The 25724-nt window shown below is 67.2% G+C and carries 22 protein-coding genes and 1 tRNA gene; 10 read left to right on the top strand and 13 right to left on the bottom strand.

The genetic code is table 11. The features are described 5' to 3' along the window. The first annotated feature begins 149 nt into the window (after nt 1-149). From IHE46_RS13305 to IHE46_RS13280, 6 genes are all read left to right on the top strand, one after another. Complete coding sequence (locus IHE46_RS13305; RefSeq protein WP_192165120.1) at nt 150-347, top strand: hypothetical protein; 198 nt, start codon at nt 150-152, stop codon at nt 345-347. A 105-nt stretch (nt 348-452) separates the two neighbouring features. Then, nucleotides 453-3998 carry a DNA polymerase III subunit alpha gene (dnaE, locus tag IHE46_RS13300; RefSeq protein WP_192165119.1) on the top strand — a complete coding sequence of 1182 codons (3546 nt, stop codon included), beginning with the start codon at nt 453-455 and terminating at the stop codon, nt 3996-3998. Nucleotides 3999-4502: 504 nt separating this feature from the next. Next, entirely contained in the window at nt 4503-5339 is an 837-nt protein-coding gene (locus IHE46_RS13295) for an alpha/beta fold hydrolase (protein WP_192165118.1), read from the top strand. A gap of 1 nt (nt 5340) precedes the next feature. Further along, nucleotides 5341-5715 carry an EamA family transporter gene (locus tag IHE46_RS13290; RefSeq protein ID WP_192165117.1) on the top strand — a complete coding sequence of 125 codons (375 nt, stop codon included), beginning with the start codon at nt 5341-5343 and terminating at the stop codon, nt 5713-5715. Beyond that, complete coding sequence (locus IHE46_RS13285; RefSeq protein WP_192165116.1) at nt 5712-6113, top strand: EamA family transporter; 402 nt, start codon at nt 5712-5714, stop codon at nt 6111-6113. Before IHE46_RS13290 ends, IHE46_RS13285 begins: the two co-directional genes overlap by 4 nt. 13 nt (nt 6114-6126) lie before the next feature. Continuing rightward, a complete protein-coding gene (locus IHE46_RS13280) occupies nt 6127-7335 on the top strand; it encodes a DegT/DnrJ/EryC1/StrS family aminotransferase (RefSeq protein WP_192165115.1) in 1209 nt (402 codons plus the stop codon). A gap of 1 nt (nt 7336) precedes the next feature. Here the strand turns inward: IHE46_RS13280 and IHE46_RS13275 are convergent, their stop codons facing one another. Both IHE46_RS13275 and IHE46_RS13270 read right to left on the bottom strand, forming a co-directional pair. After that, a complete protein-coding gene (locus tag IHE46_RS13275) occupies nt 7337-8218 on the bottom strand; it encodes a hypothetical protein (protein ID WP_192165114.1) in 882 nt (293 codons plus the stop codon). Further along, a complete protein-coding gene (locus IHE46_RS13270; RefSeq protein WP_192165113.1) occupies nt 8211-9281 on the bottom strand; it encodes a GNAT family N-acetyltransferase in 1071 nt (356 codons plus the stop codon). Before IHE46_RS13270 ends, IHE46_RS13275 begins: the two co-directional genes overlap by 8 nt. A gap of 94 nt (nt 9282-9375) precedes the next feature. Between IHE46_RS13270 and IHE46_RS13265 the strand changes: the two genes are divergently transcribed. Together IHE46_RS13265 and IHE46_RS13260 are read left to right on the top strand one after the other, a co-directional pair. Then, nucleotides 9376-9648 (top strand): phosphopantetheine-binding protein, encoded by a 273-nt coding sequence (locus tag IHE46_RS13265; RefSeq protein ID WP_192165112.1) that lies wholly within the window; start codon nt 9376-9378, stop codon nt 9646-9648. Then, on the top strand, nt 9648-10880 hold the full coding sequence (locus IHE46_RS13260) for a beta-ketoacyl-[acyl-carrier-protein] synthase family protein (RefSeq protein WP_192165111.1): 1233 nt from the start codon (nt 9648-9650) through the stop codon (nt 10878-10880). The genes IHE46_RS13265 and IHE46_RS13260 overlap by 1 nt, the downstream gene beginning before the upstream one ends. A gap of 84 nt (nt 10881-10964) precedes the next feature. Here IHE46_RS13260 and IHE46_RS13255 read toward each other — a convergent pair whose 3' ends face one another. From IHE46_RS13255 to IHE46_RS13245, 3 genes are all read right to left on the bottom strand, one after another. Then, nucleotides 10965-13016 carry a hypothetical protein gene (locus IHE46_RS13255; RefSeq protein WP_192165110.1) on the bottom strand — a complete coding sequence of 684 codons (2052 nt, stop codon included), beginning with the start codon at nt 13014-13016 and terminating at the stop codon, nt 10965-10967. Between the two features lie 176 nt (nt 13017-13192). Then, on the bottom strand, nt 13193-14593 hold the full coding sequence (locus tag IHE46_RS13250; protein WP_192165109.1) for an aminotransferase class III-fold pyridoxal phosphate-dependent enzyme: 1401 nt from the start codon (nt 14591-14593) through the stop codon (nt 13193-13195). A 54-nt stretch (nt 14594-14647) separates the two neighbouring features. Beyond that, nucleotides 14648-15346: an MtnX-like HAD-IB family phosphatase gene (locus IHE46_RS13245; RefSeq protein WP_192165108.1), complete on the bottom strand. Its 699-nt coding sequence runs from the start codon at nt 15344-15346 to the stop codon at nt 14648-14650. 134 nt (nt 15347-15480) lie between these two features. On the opposite strand from IHE46_RS13245, the gene IHE46_RS13240 reads away from it, so the two are divergent. Continuing rightward, the gene (locus IHE46_RS13240) at nt 15481-16281 is read left to right on the top strand and encodes a MipA/OmpV family protein (protein WP_192165107.1); all 801 of its coding nucleotides are present in this window, start codon (nt 15481-15483) and stop codon (nt 16279-16281) included. A gap of 62 nt (nt 16282-16343) precedes the next feature. On the opposite strand, the gene IHE46_RS13235 is transcribed toward IHE46_RS13240, so the two are convergent. The 8 genes from IHE46_RS13235 to IHE46_RS13200 form a co-directional block, all read right to left on the bottom strand. Beyond that, entirely contained in the window at nt 16344-16670 is a 327-nt protein-coding gene (locus tag IHE46_RS13235) for a non-heme iron oxygenase ferredoxin subunit (RefSeq protein WP_192165106.1), read from the bottom strand. Continuing rightward, nucleotides 16667-17203, bottom strand: a complete 537-nt coding sequence (locus IHE46_RS13230) for a GNAT family N-acetyltransferase (RefSeq protein ID WP_192165105.1) — start codon at nt 17201-17203, stop codon at nt 16667-16669. The genes IHE46_RS13235 and IHE46_RS13230 overlap by 4 nt, the downstream gene beginning before the upstream one ends. Nucleotides 17204-17343: 140 nt before the next feature. Then, a tRNA-Ser gene (locus tag IHE46_RS13225) sits at nt 17344-17436 on the bottom strand. A gap of 70 nt (nt 17437-17506) precedes the next feature. Further along, on the bottom strand, nt 17507-17710 hold the full coding sequence (gene csrA / locus IHE46_RS13220; RefSeq protein WP_192165104.1) for a carbon storage regulator CsrA: 204 nt from the start codon (nt 17708-17710) through the stop codon (nt 17507-17509). 251 nt (nt 17711-17961) lie between these two features. After that, nucleotides 17962-20601: an alanine--tRNA ligase gene (gene alaS / locus IHE46_RS13215; RefSeq protein WP_192165103.1), complete on the bottom strand. Its 2640-nt coding sequence runs from the start codon at nt 20599-20601 to the stop codon at nt 17962-17964. A 47-nt stretch (nt 20602-20648) separates the two neighbouring features. Further along, entirely contained in the window at nt 20649-21143 is a 495-nt protein-coding gene (locus IHE46_RS13210) for a regulatory protein RecX (protein ID WP_192165102.1), read from the bottom strand. 255 nt (nt 21144-21398) lie between these two features. Next, nucleotides 21399-22433: a recombinase RecA gene (gene recA / locus IHE46_RS13205; RefSeq protein WP_192165101.1), complete on the bottom strand. Its 1035-nt coding sequence runs from the start codon at nt 22431-22433 to the stop codon at nt 21399-21401. A gap of 124 nt (nt 22434-22557) precedes the next feature. Continuing rightward, nucleotides 22558-23067: a CinA family protein gene (locus IHE46_RS13200; RefSeq protein ID WP_192165100.1), complete on the bottom strand. Its 510-nt coding sequence runs from the start codon at nt 23065-23067 to the stop codon at nt 22558-22560. Between the two features lie 74 nt (nt 23068-23141). Between IHE46_RS13200 and mutS the strand changes: the two genes are divergently transcribed. After that, entirely contained in the window at nt 23142-25718 is a 2577-nt protein-coding gene (mutS, locus tag IHE46_RS13195; protein ID WP_192165099.1) for a DNA mismatch repair protein MutS, read from the top strand. Nucleotides 25719-25724: the final 6 nt, after the last annotated feature.

The raw sequence follows: 25724 nt of genomic DNA, 5'->3' as shown, positions 1-25724 counted from the left end.
GAACGGTGCGCAAAAATCGCATGCAACCCTTCACCGGCCGGGCGCATCATAGTCACCGGGACCATCGCCCGCACGGACGCACCGGCCATGCGGAAGAACCTGTCGCTGCTGCATGGCCGTCCACCGCAACGAACCGCAGGAGCCGTGCCATGATGCTTCCATCGAACCGCCGACCTTCCATCGATCAGCCGCCCGTCGATGCCCCGTTGCCCGCCAGCCCGGCTGCAGCCGCGGCGAGAGCCGCGCCGAATCCGCCGCACGTCGACTACGATCTCCAACCGCTGCTGGTAGACGGCCTTGCGCATTACGTGGCGGCCGAACCGGACGAATGCTTCCACGTGCGCTGAACCGCCGACCTTGGCTGCCGGCAACGTGCCCTGATCGCCGTTCTGTCAAGCTTGTGAGCCGGCTTCGCCACGGTTAGCCTTCCCGGACTCACCCGGTGAGTCCGCATGCCTGCACGTTTCGTCCATACCCACCTGCACAGCGAATACTCGCTGGTCGATTCGACCATTCGCATCAAGGCGATGGTTGCTGCGTGCGCGCAGGCCGGCATGCCGGCCGTGGCACTCACCGACGAAAGCAACATGTTCGCGCTGGTGAAGTTCTACAAAGCATGCAACGCGGCGGGCATCAAGCCGATCTGCGGCAGCGACCTGTGGATCAGCGCGCCGGACGACCCGCGTCCCTGGCGCCTCAGCCTGCTGTGCCAGCATCGCGAGGGTTACCTCAACCTGTCGCGCCTGGTCTCCCGGGCATGGCAGGAAGGGCAGCACGGTGGCCGCGCGCTGGTGGATGCAGGCTGGCTTACCGCCGCCGCGACGGACGGCCTGATCGCCCTGCTCGGCCGGGAAAGCGAAACGGCGCGCGTGGCGCTCTCGCAGGGCCACGACGCCGCGCTGGCGAAGCTGCGGCCCCTGGCAAAACTTTTTCCTGACCGCCTGTACCTCGAACTCACCCGCTGCGGCCGCGAAGGCGAGGAGGCCTGGAATTCGGCCGCGCTGGCGCTGGCCGCCGAACTGGAACTGCCGGTCGTCGCCAGCAACGACGTGCGTTTCCTCAAGCGCGACGACTTCGAGGCGCACGAGGCGCGCGTGTGCATCCACCAGGGCCGCGTGCTGGCCGATCCCAAACGGCCGCGCGACTACAGCGACCAGCAGTACCTGAAATCCCCCGAGGAAATGGCCGAGCTGTTCGCGGACCTTCCCGAGGCGCTGGAAAACACCGTCGAGCTGGCCAGGCGCTGCAACCTCGAGTTGAAGTTCGGCACCTACTACCTGCCCGATTTCCCGGTGCCCGAAGGCTACGACCTCGACAGCCACATCCGCGAACTGTCGCGGCAGGGCTTGAAGGAACGGCTCGCCGCCGCGCCGCTGGCCGAGGGCTACAGCCTCGCCGACTACGAGGCGCGGCTGGAGCGCGAGCTGGACGTCATCATCAAGATGGGCTTCCCCGGCTACTTCCTGATCGTGGCGGACTTCATCAACTGGGGCAAACAGAACGGCATTCCGGTGGGCCCGGGTCGCGGCTCGGGCGCAGGCTCGCTGGTGGCCTGGGTGCTGAAGATCACCGACCTCGACCCGCTGCAGTTCAACCTGCTGTTCGAGCGCTTCCTCAACCCCGAACGCGTGTCGATGCCCGACTTCGACATCGACTTCTGCATGGATCGCCGCGACGAGGTGATCGACTACGTGGCGCGCAAGTACGGCCGCGACCACGTCAGCCAGATCATCACCTACGGCTCGATGGCGGCGAAGGCGGTGCTGCGCGATTCCGGCCGCGTGCTGGGCATGGGCTACGGCGCGGTGGACAAGATCGCCAAGCTGATCCCGCCGCGGCCGCTCGACCTCACGCTGTCCGACGCGCTGGGCCGCACGGAAAAGTCGAAGAAGGAACCCGAGCGCGTCGTCAAGGAATTCTGCGAGCTGTACGAGCAGGACGAGGACGAGGCGCGCCCGCTGATCGATCTCGCGCTGAAACTGGAAAGCCTCACCCGCAACGTCGGCAAGCACGCCGGCGGCGTGGTGATCGGCCCCAAGCCGCTCACCGAATTCGCGCCGATGTACTGCGAAGCCGGCGGCGGCGGCGTGGTCACCCAGTACGACAAGGACGACGTGGAAACCGTCGGCCTGGTGAAGTTCGACTTCCTCGGCCTGCGCACGCTGACCATCATCGACTGGGCCGTGAAGGCGATCAACGTGCGCCGCGCGCAGAGCGGCGAGGAACCGCTGGACATCGCCAAGTTGCCGCTGGACGACGCGGCCACCTATGCCGAGATCTTCGCGAAGGCGAAGACGGTCGCGATCTTCCAGTTCGAATCGTCGGGCATGCAGCGCATGCTGAAGGACGCCAAGCCCGACCGCTTCGACGACCTCATCGCGCTGGGCGCGCTGTACCGCCCGGGCCCGATGGACCTGATTCCCAACTTCGTGGCGCGCAAGCACGGCCGCGAAGAAGTGGTCTACCCCGATCCGCGCGTCGAGCCCATCCTGAAAGAGACCTACGGCATCATGGTCTACCAGGAGCAGGTGATGCAGATGGCGCAGATCGTGGGCGGTTACACGCTCGGCGGCGCCGATCTGCTGCGCCGCGCGATGGGCAAGAAGAAAGTCGAGGAGATGGCGAAGGAGCGCGCCAAGTTCCGCGAGGGCACGGCCAAGGACGGGCTGAGCAGCAACAAGTCCGACGAAATCTTCGATCTCATGGAGAAGTTCGCCGGCTACGGCTTCAACAAGTCGCACGCCGCCGCCTATGCGCTGGTCTCCTACCAGACTGCGTGGCTGAAGGCGCACTACCCCGCCGAGTTCATGGCCGCGACGATCTCGTCGGACATGGACAACACCGACAAGGCGGTGACCTTCATCGACGAGTCCAAGGCGATCGGTCTCACCGTGCTGCCGCCGGACGCGAACGCCTCGGACTTCATGTTCGTTGCGGTGGAGCCGAAGGTGATCCGCTACGGGCTGGGCGCGATCAAGGGCGTGGGCCAGGGCGCGTGCGAGTCCATCGTTGCGGAACGCCAGCGTGGTGGCGCCTACAAAGATCTCGCCGACTTCTGCCGCCGCGTCGATCCCACCAAACTCAACCGGCGCGTGCTCGAAGCGCTGATCCTCTCCGGTTCGCTCGATGCGCTGGCGCCCAACCGCGCCAGCCTGATGCTGCAGCTGCCGGACGCCATCAAGGCCGCCGAGCAGCACCTGCGCGACCGCCAGTCCGGCCAGAACGACATGTTCGGCGCGGCGATGGGAGCACCCACGCCGGTTGTGCAGATCGACCTGCCCACCGCACCCGACTGGCCGCTGGAGCAGAAGCTGCAGGGCGAGCGCGACACGCTGGGCCACTACCTCTCCGGCCATCCCGTCGATCCCTGGCGCGAGGAACTAGCCCAGCTCGCCACCTGCCCGCTGGGCGAGATCGTCGACCGCTACCAGCCGCCCAGACCGCGCAAGAACGACGGCGACGACGGCAACCGCTTCCGCCGCGGTCCCGACACGCCGTGGACGGCCGCCGGCATGGTGGTGGCCGTGCGCAAGCGCGGCGACAGCGATGCCTTTGTGCGGCTGGAAGACGGCACCGGCGCGATCGAGCTGAGTTTCTTCGGCGAGCTGTACCAGCAGGTCGCGCCGCTGCTGGTGCGCGACGAAATGCTGATCGTCGAGGGCGGCCTGCGCATCGACGAATTCTCCGGCGGCGGTTTCCAGATCCGTGCCCGCAGCGCCATGACCCTGGCCGATGCCTGCCGCCGGCACGCGCGCCTGCTGCAGCTGAAGTTGAACGGCATCGACGCCGGCTTCGCCGCACAGCTGCGCCAGACGCTGGCCGGCTTCCGCGGCGGCCGCGCCAGCGTCACCTTGCATGGCTATCACAACGCCAACGCCCAGGCCGATCTTGAGCTAGGCGAGGAATGGCGCGTGGAGGCGATTCCCGACCTGCTGCGTGCGGTGCGTGCGCTGCCGGGGGTGGCAGCGGCACGGTTGCGGATGGTCAAGGGCGAGTAGCCGGGTATCGGCTACCGGGTGGCGGCTTGCTGCTTCGCTGCGTGTGCCTAATGCCAGTCACTCTACGGATCAGCGATAAGGGCTTGAGTGTTTTCTCCGGCGGGCTCCAGAACGGCGTCGGCCACCCGCCAGCCGACGAAACCGCTCTGTCACTCACGATGCCGGAGCAAAAACCCTTCTCGCCCTCATTTTGCGTCAGCTGCAAGCCCCCCCCCCCCCCGAAAGACTGAAGAAACCGCTGCCTGTCACGCTAAACGCGTGAACTGCNCGGATCAGCGATAAGGGCTTGAGTGTTTTCTCCGGCGGGCTCCAGAACGGCGTCGGCCACCCGCCAGCCGACGAAACCGCTCTGTCACTCACGATGCCGGAGCAAAAACCCTTCTCGCCCTCATTTTGCGTCAGCTGCAAGCCCCCCCCCCCCCGAAAGACTGAAGAAACCGCTGCCTGTCACGCTAAACGCGTGAACTGCCGCCACTGCGGCCTGATGCTTTCTGGGTAACCCACGTGATCCAACAGACCGATTTCTTCTTCGAAGGCGGCCGCAGCGGTGTGCTGCTGATCCACGGCCTCACCGGCACGCCGATGGAGATGAAGCTGCTGGGCAAGGGGCTGAACCGCGCCGGTTACACCGTGCACGGCATGCAACTGGCCGGCCACTGCGGCAATGCCGACGACCTGCTCGCCACCGGCTGGCGCGATTGGTACGCCAGCGTGGAGCAGGCCGCCGACGCCCTGCGCGACAAAGTGGATCACCTGTTCGTGGGCGGCCTCTCGATGGGCGCTCTGCTCTCGCTCAAGCTCGCCGCCGACCGCCCGGACCAGGTCGCCGGCGTGGGCGTCTACGGCGCCACCTTCCGCTACGACGGCTGGAGCATTCCGCGCATGGCGCGCATGTCCTTCATGCTGCCGCTGCTGAAGAAGCTCGGCATCGGCCGCGATCGCAGCTTCATGGAGCAGCCGCCCTACGGCATCCGCGACGAGCGCCTGCGTGCGCAGGTCAGCGCCGCGATGCTTGGCGGCGACAGCGCCGCCGCCGGCCTGCCCGGCAACCCGTGGTATTCGCTGGCCGAGATGTACGAGCTGTCGACCATGGTGCGCCGCCAGCTTTCGCAGGTCACCGCGCCCTGCCTGGTGGCGCATGCCAGCGAAGACGACGTGGCCAGCATCAAGAACGCCGAACTGGTGGTGCGCGAGGTCAGCGCCCCGGTCGAGCTGCTGCTGCTGGACGACAGCTACCACATGATCACCATCGACAAGGAACGGCGCACCCTGATCGAGCGTTCCGCCGCGTTCTTCGAGCGCGTCGCCGCGGCCGACATTCCCCAGCGCGTCGCGGCCTGACATGCCCACCGGTACGATCTCGCCCCTGGTGGCGTTGCTCTGGGTGCTCAACGTGGTGCTCGACACCGGCGGGCAGCTCGCGTTCAAGGCCGCGGCGGGCGATCCCGCCGCCGGCGACGGGCTCGCCCGCTGGCTGTACATGGCGAGACGGCCGTGGATCTGGCTGGGCATAGCCAGCTACGTGATCGAATTCCTGATCTGGATCGCCTTCCTCTCGCTGCTGCCCCTCTCCGAGGCGATCCTGCTCGGCTCGATCAACATCGTGGCGATCATGGTGGCCGGGCGTTTCCTGTTCGGCGAAAAGCTCACCCGCATGCGCGTGGCGGGCATCCTGCTGGTGACGCTGGGCGTGGCGATCGTGGGAGTCGGCGGATGAAGCGCGGCTGGTTCTACCTGATCGGCTTCCTCGTGCTCGTGCTGTTCGATTCGGTGGGCGCCATCAGCTTCAAGTACGCCGGCATGCACGCGCTACCGGTGGAGGCCAACACGGCGTGGCTGCTGCGCCTGTTCGGCAAGCCCTGGATCTACGGCGCCGTGATCGGCTACATCGGCGCCTTCTTCACCTGGATGACCCTGCTCAAGCACGCGCCCATCGGCCCTGCCTTCGCCGCCTCGCACCTGGAAGTGGTGTCGGTGATGCTGCTGTCGATATGGCTGTTCAACGAGCCGCTCAGGCTGCCGCACGTGCTGGGTGCCATCGCCATCGTCGCCGGCATCGTCTGCCTCGGTTTAGCCGAGAGCCGCGAACACGTGCCGGAAGAAGACGAAGCCTGACTTCGACGCGCGCATGCCGCCCCGTCGCCGCCACGAACTGCCGCCCACTGCCGGCCTGCCGCTGAAGCTGGCTGACCTGCGCCCCGGCAGGGCCACGCTGGCCGACGACGTCGCCGCGCAACTCGACACGCCGCCACTGGCGCTGACCTGTTCCGGCACCGCCGCACTGCTGATCGCGCTGGCGGCGCTGCGCGAACTCAAGCCCGTCTGCCGCCGGGTGGTGATGCCCGCCTATACCTGCCCGCTGGTGCCGCTGGCCGTGCATCAGGCCGGGCTGGAATCCGTACTCTGCGACCTGCGCCCCGGCCACTACGACCTGGATCCGCACGCGCTGCGCGCGGCCTGCGACGAGCGCACGCTGGCAATCCTGCCCACCCACCTCGCCGGCCGCGTGGCCGATGTGGACGACGCGCTGGCGGTGGCCAACAACGTGGGCGCCTATGTGATCGAAGACGCCGCGCAAGCACTGGGCGCGCGGCGTGACGGCAGCAGCGTGGGCGTCGCCGGCGACCTCGGCTTCTTCAGTCTTGCCGCAGGCAAGGGGCTGTCGATCTACGAAGGCGGCCTGCTCGCCGCGCGCGATCCCGAACTGCGCGAACGGCTGGAGCACACCGCCAAGCGCATCGCACCGTTCAAGCCCGGCTGGGAGCTTCGCCGCAGCGCAGAGTTGCTGGGCTACGCCGCGCTGTATCGCCCGCATGGCCTGCGCATCGCCTACGGCAATCCGCTGCGCAACGCGCTGCGTCGCGGCGATCCGGTGGCCGCGGTGGGCGACGATTTTTCGCTGCCGCTGCCGCTGCATGCCGTGGGCCGTTGGCGGCAGGCCGTCGGTGCGCACGCCGCCGTGCGGCTGCGTGGCTTCATCGAGCAATGCACCGCGCGTGCGCAACACTGGCTGCCGCGCCTGCGCGCCATCCCCGGCGTCAGCGTGCTGGACGACCCGGCCGGCGCACAAGGCACGTGGCCGTTCTTCATGCTGCTATTGCCCGACCAGCGCCGCCGCGATGCCGCGCTGGAACAACTCTGGCAGGCCGGCCTGGGCGTGAGCCGCCTGTTCATCAACGCCCTGCCCGACTACGGCTACCTGCACGGCATCGTGCCCGCGGCCGATGTGCCTAACGCACGCGACTTCGCCGCGCGCAGCCTCACCATCGGCAACAGCCCGTGGCTTGCCGAGGCAGACATGGATGCAATCTGCGGCGTGCTGGAAACCGTTGCCTGAATCAGCCGCCGCGCTCGGCGATGGCGGCGAGCAGTTGCAGGTTCAAGGCATGCTGCTGCGCCTGCCAGCCGGCGACCTGCGCTGGATCGATCTCGGGTTGCTCGTCCATCGCGGAGAGCCTGCGCTTCCACCACGTGCTGTAGCGGTAGTGCGAGACCTCGCCGTTGATGTCGCTGCCGGCCAGCCCGTTGCGCAGGCTGGCGATCAGGGCCAATGCGTGGTCGAGCTGCAGGCGCCCCTGGTCCCAGTTGGTGCGCGCCACCTCGGGCGCGAACGCGTCCTTGTCGATGGTGAGATAACTCGGCAGAGTCTGCGTACGCTGGTGTTCGACGAAACCGTCGACCAGCGCATCCGGTGTGTCGAAACCACGGAACGCGCGCGAGATGCCCAGCCGGCGCGACCAGTCGGTGTCCACGCCCATGCTCCAGTACGTGAGCTTGCCGCGCAGCAGCGGCGCGAGGTAGTTCTCCCACGCATGGCCGGCGCCGATGTCGTGCGAGGTGATGCCCAGCACGTGCACGTGATCGACGAAGGGCAGCGCGGCCACGCGGCGCACCCACGAACCGCAGTGCACGCCGAACGGGAAGCGCATGTTGTCGGGATGATTGTCCAACACCACCACCTGGATCGGTGTGGCCGACGCAAGCCGCGCGATCAACGGCCAGCTGAGGTGGTGGAAATCGCCCGAACCGGTGAACACCGTGCCGTAGCGCGCAGGCAGTTGCGCATCCAGCAGCGCGCGGAAGCGGCGCATAGTGGCAAGCGAGCAGCCGAAGCGGATCGCCTCCTGCCATTCGGCCAGCGGCAGCACGAGGCCATCGGGCAGCGGTCCCACCGAGCTGTCGATGTCGAGCACGACCGGGCGGTGCGCAGCGTCACTCATCGTCTTTCTCCGAAGCATCCTGCCAGCTGCGGTCGCTCTCGAAATGCCCGCCCAGCTTGCGCAGCAGCGCGCGCAGCACGGGGTTGCGCGCGTACACCGCGTGGCGGGTGAAGGTCATGCTGGCGCCGAGGAAGGATTTCACTTCCGGGTCGGTCCAACCGGCCACGTAATGCGTCAGGCCGCGCTCGCGCGCGTAGCCGAGGTTGTGCATCCAGCTCACGAAGTACAGGTTGTGCTCGCGCGCCTCGGGATAGGCGAAGCCGATGTACTTGTCGATCAGCTTGCCGCCGTGCTCGTAGCAGAGGTTCCAGCCGATCAGCTTGCCTGCATGGCGATAGACGAACACCACGCCGCCGCTGGCGCCGTCCTGCAGCAGCAGGCGGAAGTAGTCCAGGCTCAGGCGGTCGAAGTGGATCTCGCTCTGCGCGTACACGTTGTCGAACAGCGAGTAGTACGCGGCCAGCGTGGCCTCGTCGCGGAAGCGGACGTCGCCGGCCCGCACGGCCTCGATCTCGAGGTCGGCGCGCGAGCGCAGCTTGCGGCGGATGTTCTTCCGGCGGCTGTAGCTGAGTTTCGCCAGGTACTCGTCGTCCGAAGCGAAATCGATGGGTACCCAGGCCAGCGCCTGCCCCTCCAGCAGCACGAAGCCCTCGGCTTCGCAGGCATCGGCGAAGGCGCGCGTGTAGGCGTTCTCCGCATCGGTCAGCAGCGGCGAGTCCTGTGCGATGTCCTTCACGATGAGCAGCTTGCACTCGCGACCCCACGCGGCCTTCACGCCTTTCGCCAGTTCGACCGGCGACACGCTTGGCGGCAGCGGCGCGTACTCGGTCACCGTACTGCCGGCGAAGCGGGTACGCCAGCGCAGCAGGCGGCTCCAGCGGCGGTACAACGGCAACCCGGCCACGCGTCTGCGCAGTTCGTCGTCCGCCGTGGTCAGCAGGTCGAACGGCGCCACGAAGCCTGGCATGCCTTGCGGTGAGCACCCGGCCGCGAAGCCGATCGGCGGCTGCGCCATGAACGCCGCGAGCAGGGCTTCCGGTTCGAGTTGCGAAATGAAAGGCATGAGTAAGCGAGTTTGCCTAGACTGTACGGGTCAAAGCTTGACCGGCACACCTTGCGCCGGCCTTCCATTGTCGCCCGCCACCAAGGATCCCGTCATGACCGGAACGACCCAGCAGCAAGTGTTCGAGATCATCGCCAAGCAGGCCAAGGTCGACGTCGCGAACGTCACGCCCGAGTCCACGCTGAAGGATCTGGGCGTCGCGTCGCTGGAGGCCATCGAGCTGATCTTCGACATCGAGGAACACTTCGACATCCACTTCCCCGAACAACAGGGCGCCAACTTCGACAGCGACACCGCGCAAAGCCTGGTCGATGCCGTGCAGAAGGCGCTGGACGAAAAGGCCGCCGAAGGCCAAGGCGGCCAGTAATGCCCACCATCGAGACACGCCGCGTCGTCATCACCGGCATGGGCGCGATCAGCCCGCAGGGTGTGGGCGCCAGGGCGCTCTGGCAGGGCCTGCGCGATGGACGCTGCGCGATCGGCCCGCTGCGCCACAAGGACGGCGAAGTGCTGCGCGTGAAGATCGCGGCGCAGGTGCCGGAGAGCTTCGATCCGGCCACCGGCATCGACGAGCGTACCCTGCCCCTGCTCGACCGCACCTCGGAATTCGCGCTGCACGCGGCGCGCGAGGCCATCGCGCATTCGGGCATCGATTTCACCCGCGACGGCCTGGGCCTGCGCACCGCGGTGATCGTGGGCACCGGCGTGGGCGGCGAAACCACCCAGGACGAACAGAGCCGCCGCCTCTACGCGGAAAAGGCCAGCCGCACCCATCCGCTCACCATCGTGCGGCTAATGACCAATGCCTCGGCCAGCCAGATCAGCATCGCCTACGGCCTGCGCGGCGCCACCTATGCGGTAGCCAGCGCCTGCGCCTCGGCCAACCACGCGATCATCCAGGCGGCGCAGATGATCCGCTTCGGCATGACCGACGCGGCCATCACCGGCGGCACCGAGGCCTGCCTGAGCTACGGCGCGCTGCGCGCCTGGGAAGCCATGCGCGTGCTGTCCGACGACACCTGCCGCCCCTTCAGCGCCAACCGGCGCGGTCTGGTGCTGGGCGAAGGCGCCGCCGTCTTCGTACTGGAATCGCTGGAACACGCGCGTGCACGCGGCGCCACCATCCTCGCCGAACTCGCCGGCACCGGCATGAGCGCGGACGCCAGCGACATCGTGATGCCCAGCGCCGACGGCGCCGCTTCCGCGATGAGCCAGGCGCTCGCCGAGGCCGGGCTGAATCCCGAAGACGTGGATTACATCAACGCCCATGGCACCGGCACCCAGGCCAACGACAGCACCGAGACGCGGGCCATTCGCCTTGCCTTCGGCACGCATGCCGACAAGCTCGCGGTGTCGTCGACCAAATCGATGCACGGCCACGCGCTGGGCGCATCCGGCGCACTGGAGCTGGTGGCCGCGATCGGCGCGCTGCGCGAGAACGTGGTGCCGCCCACCGCGAATCTGGACAAGCCCGATCCGGCCTGCGATCTCGACTACGTGCCGAACACGGCGCGCGAGATGAAGGTGCGGGCGGTGCTCAGCAACTCGTTCGCGTTCGGCGGGCTCAATGCCGTGCTGGCCTTGAAACGGGCTCCCTGACACAGACGCGTCAGCCCGCGGCAGGAAAGCAAAGCGTAAAAAAAGCCCGGCGGAAAACGCCGGGCTTTCCATTTGTACCGTGCGTCAATGGTCCGTGGTGTCTGCCCCGGGCGACGGTATCGCCAGATACACCGTGCTCCACAGCTGCACGGCATTGGATTCGTCGGCGTCGCTCTTGCCCTGGCCGAAAGGCCTCGCCACGTAGCGGCCATCGACATAATTCCACGACCACAGCTCGGACGTGCTCATGTCGCCGCTCGCATGGATCACCTGCCAGAGCTGCTGCTGCGCTTTCCGCAGGGCGGCCATCGTGGGTGCCGGCAGATCGGTACGCTGGAGTTGGCGCGCCAGACCCGCGGCCATCAAGGCCTGCTGCCACGACCAGACAACGGCGCCGTGATAGGCGTTGCGCCCGAGAAGCTGCTGGATGTCGCCGCTGGCATAGGCGCTGTCGGCAACCACCATGCCGACGCCGGTCATCAGACCTGCGGGAAACGGGCGGAATATCGCGGCAAGCGCCATATCCAGTTGCGCTGCGTCGGGATGGCCGAACATCAGGGCGAAGCCGTCGTCTGAATTCAGCACGGGAATCGGCTTGCCTTGCGCATCGAGCGAGAGCGCATTGAACGTCAGTTCGCCGCCCGCGGGCAGGCTGGCCAGGGCCGCTGCATCGTCCACGCCCTGCGCCTTGGCGTATTTCGCCACGTCCGCACGCGCCGCGGCGGCAGGCAGCTCCACCTTGAACAAAGGCGGCGCGCTGCGCGACCAGATGGATGCCAGTTGTGCCGGCGACATGGCGTCCTTGGCATCCGTACTCGCCGCCACCAATCCCGCCTTCTGCAGGCGCGCGATGGCATCCAGCGCGGCCGGCATCAGGGTCGCATTGACGTCGTAAGGGATGCGCCCGCCCGCAAGGCCGGTTTCGCTGTCCCGCCATTCGCCGACTTTCTCGTTGGGCTTGAGCGCGAGGAGGTTCCTCGCCACCGGATCGCGCGCGAACGGCTGCGCATAACGAAGCACGAGGGCGAAATTGCGCTGCAGCGCGGCACCCGCGGATTCGCCGGAGTCGAGCTTGCGCGCGAGAAACGCCCTGGCGCGGGCCGGGCCATCCGCGCTGTCGAGCAGGTACGCCGCGGCGACCGGCGCAAGCATGACGTCGCTGTCGATCATCTTGTAGTCGTAGAACGGTGCGTCGCCGCTGGTGTGCTCTTTGCGGTGGCGGAGCACGGCAAACTCACCGATATCTTCTTCGTGCGCGACCTGTCCATCCGGCGAAAGGCGATCGAGCACGGAGGCAAGCCCGTCCTCCACCGCCTGCGGCTGTAGCGCCGGCAGCAGCAGGCGCAACGACATCAACGTGTCGCGGCCGAAATAAGTGTCGAAGCGCCAGGAGCCGGCGATGAACTTCTCGCGATAGCTGAGGAAACGCAGTGCGTTGCGGTCACGTTGGTCGAGGCCGGCCTTGGGAGTGAACAACGCGTCGGCCGCGAACGGTGTCAGCGGTTTCTCTCCCGTCAACGCGCGCAGGCGCAGGTGCAGCGGCTTGCCCGTGCCGTCCTGCCGCAGCGTCCACGGCCGCCCCTGGCCGCCGTCGAGTTGGCCCTGCTCTACCGTCACCGCGATCTCGTAGCCCGGCGCGCCGTCAAGGCGCGCACGCGCCCACGTCAACGTATTGCCCTCGCGTACGGGCTTTGCGGCGGTTTCGTCCGGATATGTGTGCAGCAGCTGATAGTCGCGCAGCACCCGTACACTGCCGAGCACAGCGTCCTTGATGCTCAACGGCGAAGGCGCGACCAGCGTGGCCTCGGCCTCGATGCCATGCAGCGGTCGGCTCTGCGCATCTTTTGTATTGAGCGCGTGCACGCTGTCCAGGTGCCATTGCACGGCCGTAGTCGGCGCGTCGAACCAGATGCCGACGCCGCTGTTGCCGGCGGGAAAGGCCACCAGCGCGCGCGGCTGCACACCGGAGGTCAGCAGCAGGTGCGCGGCGACGGGTCCGTCCTGGTAGAACGCGTTCACGACGTCGCCTTCGGTGATGCGGAATTGCAGCGGCTCGGCCAGCGCCGCCTGCGGCAGCAATGCAGTGGCGATCAGCAGACCAGGCAGCACGGCAGACAGAAACCGGCGAACGAACATGGCATCTCCAGAAGAAAGCGCAGCAGCCACGATGCGCGAAGTCCAGGCAACTTAACATGGCGGACCGCGCCGCACGCAGCCTCTTCGCGACTGGAGGCACGTAGCGAAAGTCCCGCACATGAAAAAGGCCCAGCGGTTTCCCGCCGGGCCTTTCGTCTGCAGCTAGCGACCGACTATCAGCCCTTCTTGGCCTTCGTCAGCAACTGATCCAGCAGCGAGATCGCCAGATCGATCTCCTCATGCGTGATGTCCAGCGACGGCGCGAACGTGATCACGTTCTTGTACCAGCCACCCACGTCGAGCACGAGGCCGATCTTCTTGCCGTTGTGCTCCAGGTCGCCGGCGAGGCCGATGTCGACCATCTTGTCGAGCAGCGCCTTGTTCGGCGTGAAGCCGTCGTCGGTGCAGATCTCGGCGCGCAGCGCGAGACCGAGGCCGTCGACGTCGCCGATTTCCTTGTGCTTCTTCTGCAGCTCGCGCAGGCCTTCGAGGAAGTGCGCGCCCTTCTTCGGCACGGTGGTCTCGTAGTCCAGCTCGTAGCCCATCTTGATCACTTCCAGACCCAGCGCGGTGCCCAGCGGGTTGGAATTGAACGTGCTGTGGGTGGAGCCCGGCGGGAACAGGGTCGGGTTGATCAGCTCTTCGCGCGCCCACAGGCCGGACAGCGGATTCAGGCCGTTGGTCAGCGCCTTGCCGAACACCACGATGTCCGGCGTCACGCCGAAGTTCTCGATCGACCACAGCTTGCCAGTGCGCCAGAAGCCCATCTGGATTTCGTCGGACACCATCAGGATGCCGTACTTGTCCAGCACCTTCTTCAGGCCCTTGAAGAAACCCATCGGCGGAAGCACGTAGCCGCCGGTGCCCTGGATCGGCTCGACGTAGAACGCGGCGTATTCGCACTGGTTGGTCTTGGGGTCCCACACGCCGTTGTATTCGGTCTCGAACAGGCGCTCGAACTGACGCACGCAGCTGTCGGAATACTCTTCCGGCGTCATGCCCTTGGGGCGGCGGAACGGATACGGGAACGGCAGGAACATCGCACGCTCGCCGAAGTGGCCGAAGCGGCGGCGGTAGCGGTAGCTGGAGGTGATCGACGAGGCGCCCAGGGTGCGGCCGTGATAGCCGCCCTCGAAGGCGAACATCAGGCTCTTGCCGTTGCTGGCGTTGCGCACCAGCTTCAGCGAATCCTCGATCGCCTGCGCGCCGCCCACGTTGAAGTGCACGCGGCCGTCGAGGCCGAACTTCTTCTTCGCGTCCAGCGCGATGGTCTTGGCGAGCTCGATGCGGGTCTGGTGCAGGTACTGGCTGGCCACCTGCGGCAGCACGTCGATCTGCTTCTTCAGCGTGTCGTTGAGGCGCTTGTTGCCGTAGCCGAAGTTGACCGCCGAGTACCACATCTGCAGATCGAGGAAGCGCGTGCCGGCGGTGTCGATCATCCAGCTGCCTTCGCCGTGGCGGAAGATCTTCGGCGGATCCACGTAGTGCACGGTGTCGCCGAAGGAGCTGTACTTGGCCTCGTCGGCGAGCAGTTGCGCGTCGTCGATGAAACCGACGGCGTTCTTGTCGATGGTCATGGTCGGGTTCCGGGGAACGGTATTGAGGGATGCAACAAACAGCGAAGCGGCCGGTCAGGCCGCCGCTGCTTCGTGATAGCGCGCGTGGTGCACCAGGGTGCCGTCGAGCAGGCGCGGCAGGTATTCCAGCGCATCCTCGAAGCCGGTGATCGGCATGTAAGGGATGCCGGCGGCGCGGCAGTGCTCGATCAGGCGGTGCTTGGCGAACACGAAGTCCACACGGTCGGCCGCGCAGAAGTCCGAAGCGCCGTCGCCGATCAGCAGAGTCTTGGCGCCCGTGGTGCGGGCCTGCGCCACGCAGGCGCACTTGCAGGTGCCGCTGCGGCAGCCCTCGGCCTGGAACGGCGAGGTGAGCTGCCACTGCTTCGGTGGCGTGGCCGGCGCAAGGTGGTTGGCGGCCAGCGGCAGGTTGTCCAGGCCGTAGCGGCCGAGGATCTGGTGGATCGCATAGTCGAGGCCATCGCTGACGATGCGGATCGGCACGTTGAGCTCGCGCGCCTTGGCCACGAAGCCCGGGAAGGCATGGTCGATCCACAGCTCGCGCAGGTGCTCGTCCAGCTCGGCGCGCGTCATCTGCAGCAGCCCGACCTGGCCCGACATGCACTCGCGCGAGCCGATGCGACCGGCGCGCCAATCCTGCTCCAGCACTTCCCAGCCGGGACGGCCGAAGCGATCGAGCAGCGAGTCGATCACGTCTTCGACGGAAATGGTGCCGTCGAAATCACACAGAATGGTCCAGCCAGACGAGGGCATCGGAAATCCACACCTATCAACAATGGGATGCAGGTTAGAAACCCTGCCTTTCGGCCCCCTTTCCCCAACGGGGGCTGAGCCGGCGGGCGCCAGGCCGGCAAATCGCCCGCTCCGGCTTTTATGATGCGGCCCCCATGACCCGCCTATTTCCGACTACGGGCCCCCTCCGTCGCCTTGCCCTGTGCGCCTGCCTGTTCATCGCGCTGCCATGGACGACGCGCTGCCTCGCCGACGACGGCGACCAGCCCACCTATGCCATCGGTGCCGGCATGGAGCGCATGGCGGCATGGCCCGGCGCCAGCACGGCACGCAACCAGCCGATCCCCTTCATCGACATCGAGATCCCCGACCATCTCAGTCTTTCGACCCTGGACGGCCTGCAGCTCGACCTGATCGGCGGCCCGGTATTGCACGGCGGTTTCTACGGCGATTACCAATGGGGCCGCGACAGCGACGACCTCGGCGTGCTGCGCGGCAAGATCGCACCGTTGTCGCCACGCCTCACTGCGGGGGGGTACCTGGAGTGGCAGCTCGCCAAACAGGTCGATGCGGGCATCGACCTCAGCCACGATATCGACGGTGCGGGGGCCTACCTCGAGGCCTACGGCGAATGGGACCTGCCGCCCGTCTGGCTGCTGCAGCATTCGTTCGAAATGCGCTGGCAGGCGATGAACGGCGCGGCCATGGACCGCTTCTTCGGCATCAGCCCCGCCCAGGCGGACACGCTGGCCGTACCCGCCTGGCACCCCGGCGCCGGCAGCCAGTCGGCATCGCTGGAATACGACCTGTTCGTGCCCACCAGCCAGCACACCGGCCTCGCCTTGGCGCTGAGCTGGGAACGCCTGCTCGGCAACGCCGGCGGCAGCCCGCTGGTGACGCGCTTCGGTTCGCGCAACCAGCCGTCCGAATCGCTGGCGTTCGTGTACCACTTCTGAGCCTGCGGATTCAGCCCCGCCAAAAGCAGAGGGCAACCCGGCAGCAGGCTACCTGCGCGCCTTCAGCGATCGTCGCGCGTCCAGATCGCATCGTCCTGCTCGCGCACGGGAAAGCTCGCTATCGGCTCATAGGCGGGCGGACAGGTGACCGCGCCGGTGCGCAGGTCGAAGCGCGCGCCGTGGCGCGGGCATTCCACCTCGAAGCCGATCACCTCGCCGCCGGCGAGATCGCCGCCGTCGTGCGTGCAGACATCCTCGACCGCATACAGGGCGCCGTCGATGTTGTACACGGCGATCGGCGTGTCGCCGTCGAACACCACTCTGAACTCGCCCGGCAACAGTTCGCTGCGCGCGCCGACGCGCACCCAGCCCTCGCCCGCAAGGCTCATGCGAGCTCCTTGCGCAGCACTTCGAAACGCAGGTCGTCGCGGCGCGGGATGCCGAAACGCTCGTCCCCGTACGGGAAGGGCTGGAATTCGCCGGTGCGGCGGTATCCGCGGCGCTCGTAGAAGGCGATCAGCTCCGCGCGCTGCACGATCACCGTCATGTGCATGGCGCGGCACTGCCAGGTTTCGCGCGCGATGCGCTCGGCTTCCGCCAGCACGGCCTTGCCGAGGCCGCCGCCCTGCTGCAGCGGGTCGACCGCGAACATGCCGAAGTAGCCGGAATCGCCCTGCCGCTCGATATGGCAGCTGGCCAGCAGCACGCCATTGCCCTCGGCCAGCAGCAGCAAGCCGTGCGGCTGATCCAGCAATGCCGCCACGCCGGCGGCGTCGGTGCGCTGGCCATCCAGTAGATCGGATTCGGTGGTCCAGCCGCGCCGGCCGGAATCGCCGCGATAGGCGGATTCGACCAGGGCCACGATGGCGGGGACGTCGGCCATGGCGGCCGCGCGGAAACGGGGAATGGCAGGTTCAGACATGCGCGCATGGTAAAGCCTGCGCCTGTTTCCGGCGACCGTGGACTGCATGCTGTCGCCAGTGTCTCGGAGGCTGCGATATCGCCGCGCGAACCAGACTCGCCAGATACGCAAAACGCCCCGTTCGGGGCGTTTTGCGTATCTGGCGGAGAGAGAGGGATTCGAACCCTCGATAAGGCTTTTGACCCTATACTCCCTTAGCAGGGGAGCCCCTTCGGCCACTCGGGCATCTCTCCGGGTTCTGGTGTCGCTGCGAGCCGGCAAGGATACCTGCCGACCGGCTCGACGTAAAGACTGAGACTGCGATCAGTGCTGGTCGTCGCCGCCGGGAGCTGCGCCTGGTTCGTGGCCGTTCTTGATGCGCTGGTAGATCTCTTCGCGGTGCACGGCAACGTTCTTGGGGGCATTGATGCCAATGCGCACCTGATTGCCCTTCACTCCCAGAACGGTGACGGTTACCTCGTCGCCGATCATCAGGGTTTCGCCAACCCTGCGGGTTAGAATCAACATGGTTGCAGCTCCATTGGTTCCTGGTTCCAGACCTGCTGCAGCGGCATTTTCCCCCTGCCGCTGCCTCAGTTCAAACGATCGAATCACTACGGCGTTGCCGCCTTTACGATTCTCAACACGGCCACCTGCTGCTGCGACTCATTTGTCGTACGCAACCGGCAAACCCTGATGCTCAAGCGATACTAACTAGCATCCCTATCGGGTGCAATGCGCTCGGGTATGCCCTGCGCATATTGCACCCGATGTCATGCTCAAGCCGATAACTGGCTCGAAATCCACAACGGCAGACCCGCAAGAATCGTTGACAGGCCAGGGGCGTCCGTGCCACCGCCCTGGGCCATGTCGGGACGGCCGCCGCCCTTGCCGTCGATCTGCTTCGCCACGTGCGAAACCACGTCGCCGGCCTTGATGCGACCCAGCGCCTGGCCGTGCACGCCGGCGATCAGCGAGACGCGACCATCTGCCGCACCCGCCAGCAGGACCACGCAATTGCCCAACTGCTGTTTGAGCTGGTCCACGCTGTCGCGCAGGGCCTTGGCGTCCAGCCCTTCCAGCCTGGCGGCCACCACCTTGATGCCGTCGACTTCATGTGCGCCGCCCGCCAATTCGGCGGTGGCGGAACCGGCCGCCTTGGCGCGCAGCGATTCCAGTTCGCGCTCCAGTTTCTTCTGCTTGTCGAACAGCTGGCGCAGCTTCTCGATGGCATCGTCGCCGCTGCTGGAAAGCAGCTGCGACAGCTCGCCGAGACGGCGCTCCTCGCCGGCCACGAAGGCCAGCGCGCCGGCACCGGTGACCGCCTCGATGCGGCGCACGCCGGAAGCCACGCCGGATTCGGCCACGACCTTGAACAGGCCGATGTCGCCGGTGCGCCCCACGTGGGTACCGCCGCATAGCTCGGTGGAGAACTCGCCCATCTTCAGCACGCGCACTTCGTCGCCGTATTTCTCGCCGAACAGCGCCATCGCGCCGAAGGCGATGGCGTCGTCGTAGGCCATGTGGCGCACTTCGGCGGCGGCGTTGCGGCGCACCTCGGCGTTGACCAGCGCCTCGACCTCGGCGAGTTCCTCGCGACTCAAGGGCTTGTGGTGGGCGAAGTCGAAGCGCAGGCGCTCGGGGGCCACCAGCGATCCCTTCTGCGTGACGTGGGTGCCCAGCACCTTGCGCAGCGCGGCGTGCAGCAGGTGGGTGGCGGAATGGTTGAGCACGATGGACTGGCGGCGTGCGGCATCCACCTGCGCGTCCACCACATCGCCGGTCTTCAGCGGCTGCGCGCCGTGCCAGGTGCCGGCGTGGCCGAAGAACACGCCGCCCATCTTCAACGTATCGACCACCTCGAAGCGGCCACCGCCGCTAGATAGCGTACCGGTATCGCCCACCTGTCCACCGGACTCGGCATAGAACGGCGTGCGGTCGAGTATCACGAAGCCCTGCTCGCCTTCGCCGAGCTGCCCGACCTGGCGGCCATCGCGCACGATGCCCAGCACCTTGCCGCCCGTCGCAGCCAAGGCTTCGTAGCCCAGGAAAACCGTGGGCGCGAGCTGGCTGGCGAGTTCCGCCGGCATCTGGCCCTTGGCCTCGAACTTGCCCGCGGCGCGGGCGCGCTCGCGCTGTTCGTTCATTGCCTTCTCGAAGCCGGCCATGTCCACGTCGAGACCGCGCTCGCGCGCGATGTCGGCGGTGAGGTCGACCGGGAAGCCGTAGGTGTCGTACAGGCGGAACGCGTCGACGCCCGCGATGGTCTTGCCGGAAAGCTTGCTAGCGACTTCGTCGAACACGCGCATGCCGTGTTCCAGCGTTTCGCCGAAGCGCATCTCCTCGGTACGCAGTGCGTCTTCCACGAAGGCCTGCTTGGCTCTCAATTCCGGATAGGCCTCGCCCATCTCCTCGACCAGCGGCTGCACCATCTTCCAGAAGAAGTCGCCGCGGACGCCCAGCATCCAGCCGTGGCGCAGCGCGCGACGGATGATGCGGCGGAGCACGTAGCCGCGGCCCTCGTTCGACGGCAGCACGCCGTCCACGATCAGGAACGAGCAGGCGCGCACGTGATCGGCGATCACGCGCAGCGACTGGTTGGCCAGGTCCTTGGTCGCGGTGAGCTCGGCCGCCACCTTGATCAGGTGCTGGAACAGGTCGATCTCGTAGTTGGAGTGCACGTGCTGCAGCACGGCGGCGAGACGCTCCAGGCCCATGCCGGTGTCTACGCAGGGCGCAGGCAGTTTCGACAGCGTGCCGTCGGGCGCACGGTCGAACTGCATGAACACCAGGTTCCAGATCTCGATGTAGCGGTCGCCGTCCTCGTCGGGCGAGCCGGGCGGGCCGCCGGCCACGTCCGCGCCGTGGTCGTAGAAGATCTCGGTACAGGGGCCGCAGGGGCCGGTGTCGGCCATCTGCCAGAAGTTGTCGGAAGCGAACGGCGCGCCCTTGTTGTCGCCGATGCGCACGATGCGCTCGGCCGGCACGCCGACTTCCTTATGCCAGATGCCGTAGGCCTCGTCGTCGGTGTGGTAAACGGTGACCCACAGCTTTTCGGCCGGCAGCTTGAGCACCTGGGTGAGCAGCTCCCACGCCCAGGTGATCGCTTCGCGCTTGAAGTAGTCGCCGAACGACCAGTTGCCCAGCATCTCGAAGAAGGTGTGGTGGCGCGCGGTGTAGCCCACGGCATCCAGGTCGTTGTGCTTGCCGCCGGCGCGCAGGCAGCGCTGCACGTCGGCCGCGCGCACGTAGGGCAGCTTCTCGCTGCCCAGAAACACGTTCTTGAACGGCACCATGCCCGAGTTGGTGAACAGCAGGGTCGGGTCGCTGGCCGGCACCAGCGAAGCGGAAGGCACGATGGTGTGGCCTTTCGCGCGGAAGAAGTCGAGGAAGGTCGAACGGATGTCGGCGGTTTTCATGCGTGGCGGCGATGGCTGCGAGGAGACACGCCGCTACTCCGCCGCGATCAATCTTCCTCGTCGGCTTCGTCCACGTCGGCGTGGGTCGCATATCTTACCGTGGCGGCGGAAAAACCGCGCCGCAGGAGGAATTGCGCCCTTTTCCCCTGCTCCTCGCGATCCGCGGCAGGCTTACCGCCATAACGGCGGCGCAGCTGGTTGGCGGCGCTGGCCTGCCAGTCCACTTCGGCCTCATCCAGCAGGCGGCGGATCGTTGCGTCGGCGAGGCCGTGGGTTTTCAGCTCCATGCGGATGCGCGCGGGACCATAGCCTTGTCCGGCCCGGTTGCGCAGGAGCATGGCGGCGAAGCGTTCGTCGTCCTGATAGCGCTGTTCGCCCAGCCTGGCGAGCGCCTTGTCGGATTCGTCCTTGGCGTAACCGCCCAGGTCGAGCTTGCGATGCAATTCGCGGCGCGATTGTTCGCGGCGCGCCAGCAGGCCCAGCGCCTTGTCGTAGGCGCTGGGGCGTGGTTTGTCGGTGTTGTCACTCTGCTTGCGCTTCATGGGGAAGCCGCCCTGGCGCCAAGATCTGGCCGATGTCGCACGCTGGCACGTCTGTGGTGATCTTTCGGACGTCGGTTCAGCACCTGAGCCGCCTTCCCTTTTGCTGGCCCGAAGCAATGGCCGTTCGGTCCGACGGAACTATCAAGCAGCGCCAAAGATTCGGGAACAACTCCAGTCTGGACGCTAGATGGCACGGCTGCATCGTGCCATCCGGGACAAACGGTTTGCGTCTCCGTGCACGGAGACGCAACACGATCACGCCTCTTCGAGCGCTTCCTCGGAAGCCGAAGCCTTGCCGGCATTGGCCACCAGCAGGCGTGCGCGCAGTTCGGTGTCGATCTCGTTGGCGACGGCAGGATTGTCCCTGAGGAACTGGCGGACGTTTTCCTTGCCCTGGCCGATGCGGTCGCCCTTGTAGCTGTACCAGGCGCCGGACTTGTCGATCAGGTTCTGCGCCACACCCAGCTCGATAATCTCGCCTTCGCGCGAGGAACCCTCGCCGTACAGGATCTCGAACTCGGCCTGGCGGAACGGCGGCGCCACCTTGTTCTTGACCACCTTGACGCGAGTTTCCGAACCGATGACCTCCTCGCCCTTCTTCACCGCGCCGATGCGGCGGATGTCCAGGCGCACCGAGGCGTAGAACTTCAGTGCGTTGCCGCCGGTGGTGGTCTCGGGGCTGCCGAACATCACGCCGATCTTCATGCGGATCTGGTTGATGAAGATCACCAGGCAGTTGGACTTCTTGATGTTGGCGGTGAGCTTGCGCAGCGCCTGGCTCATCAGGCGCGCGTGCAGGCCGACGTGGGAGTCACCCATCTCGCCTTCGATTTCCGCCTTCGGAGTCAGCGCGGCGACCGAGTCGACCACCACCACGTCCACTGCGCCTGAGCGCACCAGCATGTCGGCGATTTCCAGTGCCTGTTCGCCGGTGTCGGGCTGCGAGACCAGCAGGTCGTCCACGTTCACGCCCAGCTTGGCGGCATAGGTCGGGTCCAGCGCATGCTCGGCGTCCACGAAGGCCGCGGTGCCGCCGTTCTTCTGGCAATTGGCGATCACCTGCAGGGTGAGCGTGGTCTTGCCCGAGGATTCCGGGCCGTAGATTTCGACCACGCGGCCGCGCGGCAGACCGCCCACGCCCAGCGCGATGTCCAGCCCCAGCGAACCGGTGGACACGGTTTCGATCGCCTCGTTGGTGCGATCGCCCATGCGCATCACGGCGCCCTTGCCGAACTGCTTTTCGATCTGGCCGAGGGCGGAGGCGAGCGCCTTGCGCTTGTTGTCATCCATCGTCTTGGTTCCGGTTGGCTGCGAATGTGGGGCCATGATGCCCGGGGTGTATCTCACGGGCTGCGATCACGGCGAACACGCAGTATCCCACACCGGTCAAGCCTTGCTGCCGGCAGGAATCGCCTTATTCGGTCAGGGTTTTCTGCAAGCCTGCCAGCGCCGCGGCCACGGTCTGTCGGCGCACCGCCTCGCGGTCGCCGGCGAAATGGAAGGGTTGCGCGTGGGCATAACCGCCGCGCCGTTTCCATGCGATCCAGACGGTGCCCACCGGCTTGTCCGCCGTGCCGCCGCTGGGGCCGGCGATGCCGGTGACCGCCACCGCCACGCCCGCGCCGAAACGGGCCAGTGCACCGGACACCATCTCCAGGGCAATTTCCTCGCTCACCGCGCCAACGCGCTCCAGTGTGCGCGGGTCGACGCCCAGCAAGGCCTGCTTGGCCTCGTAGCTGTAGGTCACCACGCCGGCATCGAACCAAGCCGAGCTGCCTGGCAGGTCGGTGAGCGTCTTGGCGATCCAGCCGCCGGTGCACGACTCGGCGGTCACCAGCATCAGCCGCTGGCGCAGGGTCTCGTCCGCTACCGCCTGCGCCAGCCCACGCAGCGCGGCATCGGTAGGAACAGACGACAACTCCATGCGAGACTCCCGATCTTCAAGACCGGCACGTTAACGCGGATCGGCCACCCTGTTCCACCCATACGCAGTCACGCATGAGCCACGACGATCTCTCCCTGCACACTCCCTTGATGCGTCAGTACCTCACCGCGAAAGCGGCGCATCCCGACGTGCTGCTGTTCTTCCGCATGGGCGATTTCTACGAGCTGTTCTACGACGATGCGCGCAAGGCGGCGCGGTTGCTGGACATCACGCTGACCCAGCGCGGGCAGTCGGCGGGCGCGCCGATCCCGATGGCGGGCGTGCCGTACCATGCGGTGGAGAACTACCTGGCGAAGCTGGTACGCCTCGGCGAGTCGGTGGCGATCTGTGAACAGATCGGCGACCCGGCACTGGCCAAGGGCATCGTGGAGCGCAAGGTGGTGCGCGTGGTCACGCCGGGCACGGTGACCGACGCCGCGCTGCTGGAGGAGCGTCGCGACAACCTGCTGCTGGCGATCAGCGCCGGCGCCAAGGACGGTTACGGCCTCGCCTGGGTGGATCTCTCCAGCGGCCGCTTTCTGCTCAGCGAGGTGCCGGGCGCCGAAGCGCTGGCCGCGGAACTCGCGCGCCTGCAACCGGCCGAGACGCTGGTGGACGAAAGCGTGGCGTGGCCGAAGTTGGTCGCCACCCTGCCCGGCCTGCGCAAGCGGCCGCCATGGCATTTCGAGAGCGACGCCGCACGGCGTGAGCTCAACCGTTTCTTCGGCACGCGCGACCTCGGCGGTTTCGGTGTGGACAAGCTGCCGCTGGCCATCGGCGCCGCCGGCTGCCTGCTCGGCTACGTCGAGGAAACCCAGAAGAGCGCGCTGCCGCACCTCAGCGGCATGGCGGTGGAATCGGCCGGCGAGACCATCGCGCTGGACGCCGCCACGCGCCGCAACCTCGAACTCGACACGCATCCCAGCGGTCGCACCGAACACACCTTGCTCGGCGTGCTCGACGAGACCGTGACGCCGATGGGCGCACGCCTGCTGCGCCGCTGGCTCAACCGGCCGCTGCGTTCGCGCGAGGTGCTGCGCGCGCGCCATCAGGCCATCGGCGCGCTGATCGACAGCCGCGGGCACGAGGCACTGCGCGAGAAGCTGCGTGGCATCGGCGACCTGGAGCGCATCCTTGCCCGCGTGGCCTTGCGCTCGGCGCGGCCGCGCGATCTTTCCACGCTGCGCGATGGTCTTTTGGCGGCGCCCGAGTTGCGCGCGCGCATCGCAGCGCTCGACAGCCCGCTGCTGCACGCCCTGGTCGACCGCATCGGCGACCACGCCGAAACCGCCGACCTGCTCCAGCGCGCCATCGTCGAACACCCGCCTGTGCTGCAACGCGACGGCGGCGTCGTCAACGACGGCTACGACGCCGAACTGGACGAGTTGCGCCGGCTCTCCACGCATGCCGACCAGTACCTGGTCGAGCTGGAAGAACGCGAGAAGACCGCCAGCGGCATCCCCACGCTCAAGGTGGGCTACAACCGCGTGCACGGCTACTACATCGAGGTCAGCAAGGCGCAGTCCGACAAGGCGCCCACGCACTACACGCGCCGCCAGACCACCAAGAACGCCGAGCGCTACATCACCGAGGAACTCAAGCAGTTCGAGGACAAGGTGCTCAGCGCGAAGGAACGCTCGCTGATGCGCGAACGCGCGCTGTACGAAGCGCTGCTCGACACGCTCACCGGACGGCTGGAGCCGCTGAAGCAGGCTGCCGCCGCCATCGCCGAACTCGACGTGCTGGCCACGCTGGCCGAGCGCGCCGAGACGCTGGACTGGGCGGCGCCAGAGCTCACCGACGAACCCGGCATCGCCATCGAGCGCGGCCGCCACCCGGTGGTGGAAAAGGTGCGCGAGGAGCCGTTCGAGCCGAACGACCTGATGCTCGACGACGATCGCCGCATGCTGGTCATCACCGGCCCGAACATGGGCGGCAAGAGCACCTACATGCGGCAGAACGCGCTGATCGTGCTGCTCGCCCACATCGGCAGCTACGTGCCGGCCAGCCGCGCCGCGATCGGCCCCGTCGACCGCATCTTCACCCGCATCGGCGCGGGCGACGACCTTTCGCGCGGCCAGTCCACCTTCATGGTGGAGATGAGCGAAACCGCCAACATCCTGCACAACGCCACCGCGCACAGCCTGGTGCTGATGGACGAAGTGGGCCGCGGCACCAGCACCTACGACGGCCTCGCGCTGGCGCGCGCTGCGGCGGTGCATCTGGCCGCGAGCAGCCGTGCCTTCACGCTGTTCGCCACGCACTATTTCGAGCTGACCGAACTCGCCAACGACTATGCCGGCATCGCCAACGTGCACCTCGACGCCGTCGAATACGGCGAGCAACTGGTGTTCATGCACGCGGTGAAGGAAGGCCCGGCCAATCGCAGCTTCGGCCTGCAGGTGGCGGCACTGGCCGGCTTGCCGAAAGCGGTGATCGCCGATGCGCGACGCACGCTGGCGGAGCTGGAGCGCGGCATGCACGCGCACGTCGGCGCGCCGGCACCCGCCGCCGACGCCTCGCCGCAGCTCGGCCTGTTCGCGCCGCCCGCGCCGTCGGCGGTGGAGCATGCACTGGACGCCATCGACCCCGACGCGCTGACGCCACGCGACGCCCTGGAAGCGCTCTACCGGCTCAAGCAGCTGCGCTGAGCAGCG

The organism is Rhodanobacter sp. DHG33, from assembly GCF_014843005.1.
In the GTDB taxonomy this organism is placed as follows: Bacteria; Pseudomonadota; Gammaproteobacteria; order Xanthomonadales; family Rhodanobacteraceae; genus Rhodanobacter_A.
This window is presented reverse-complemented; position numbering and strand designations above follow the sequence as displayed.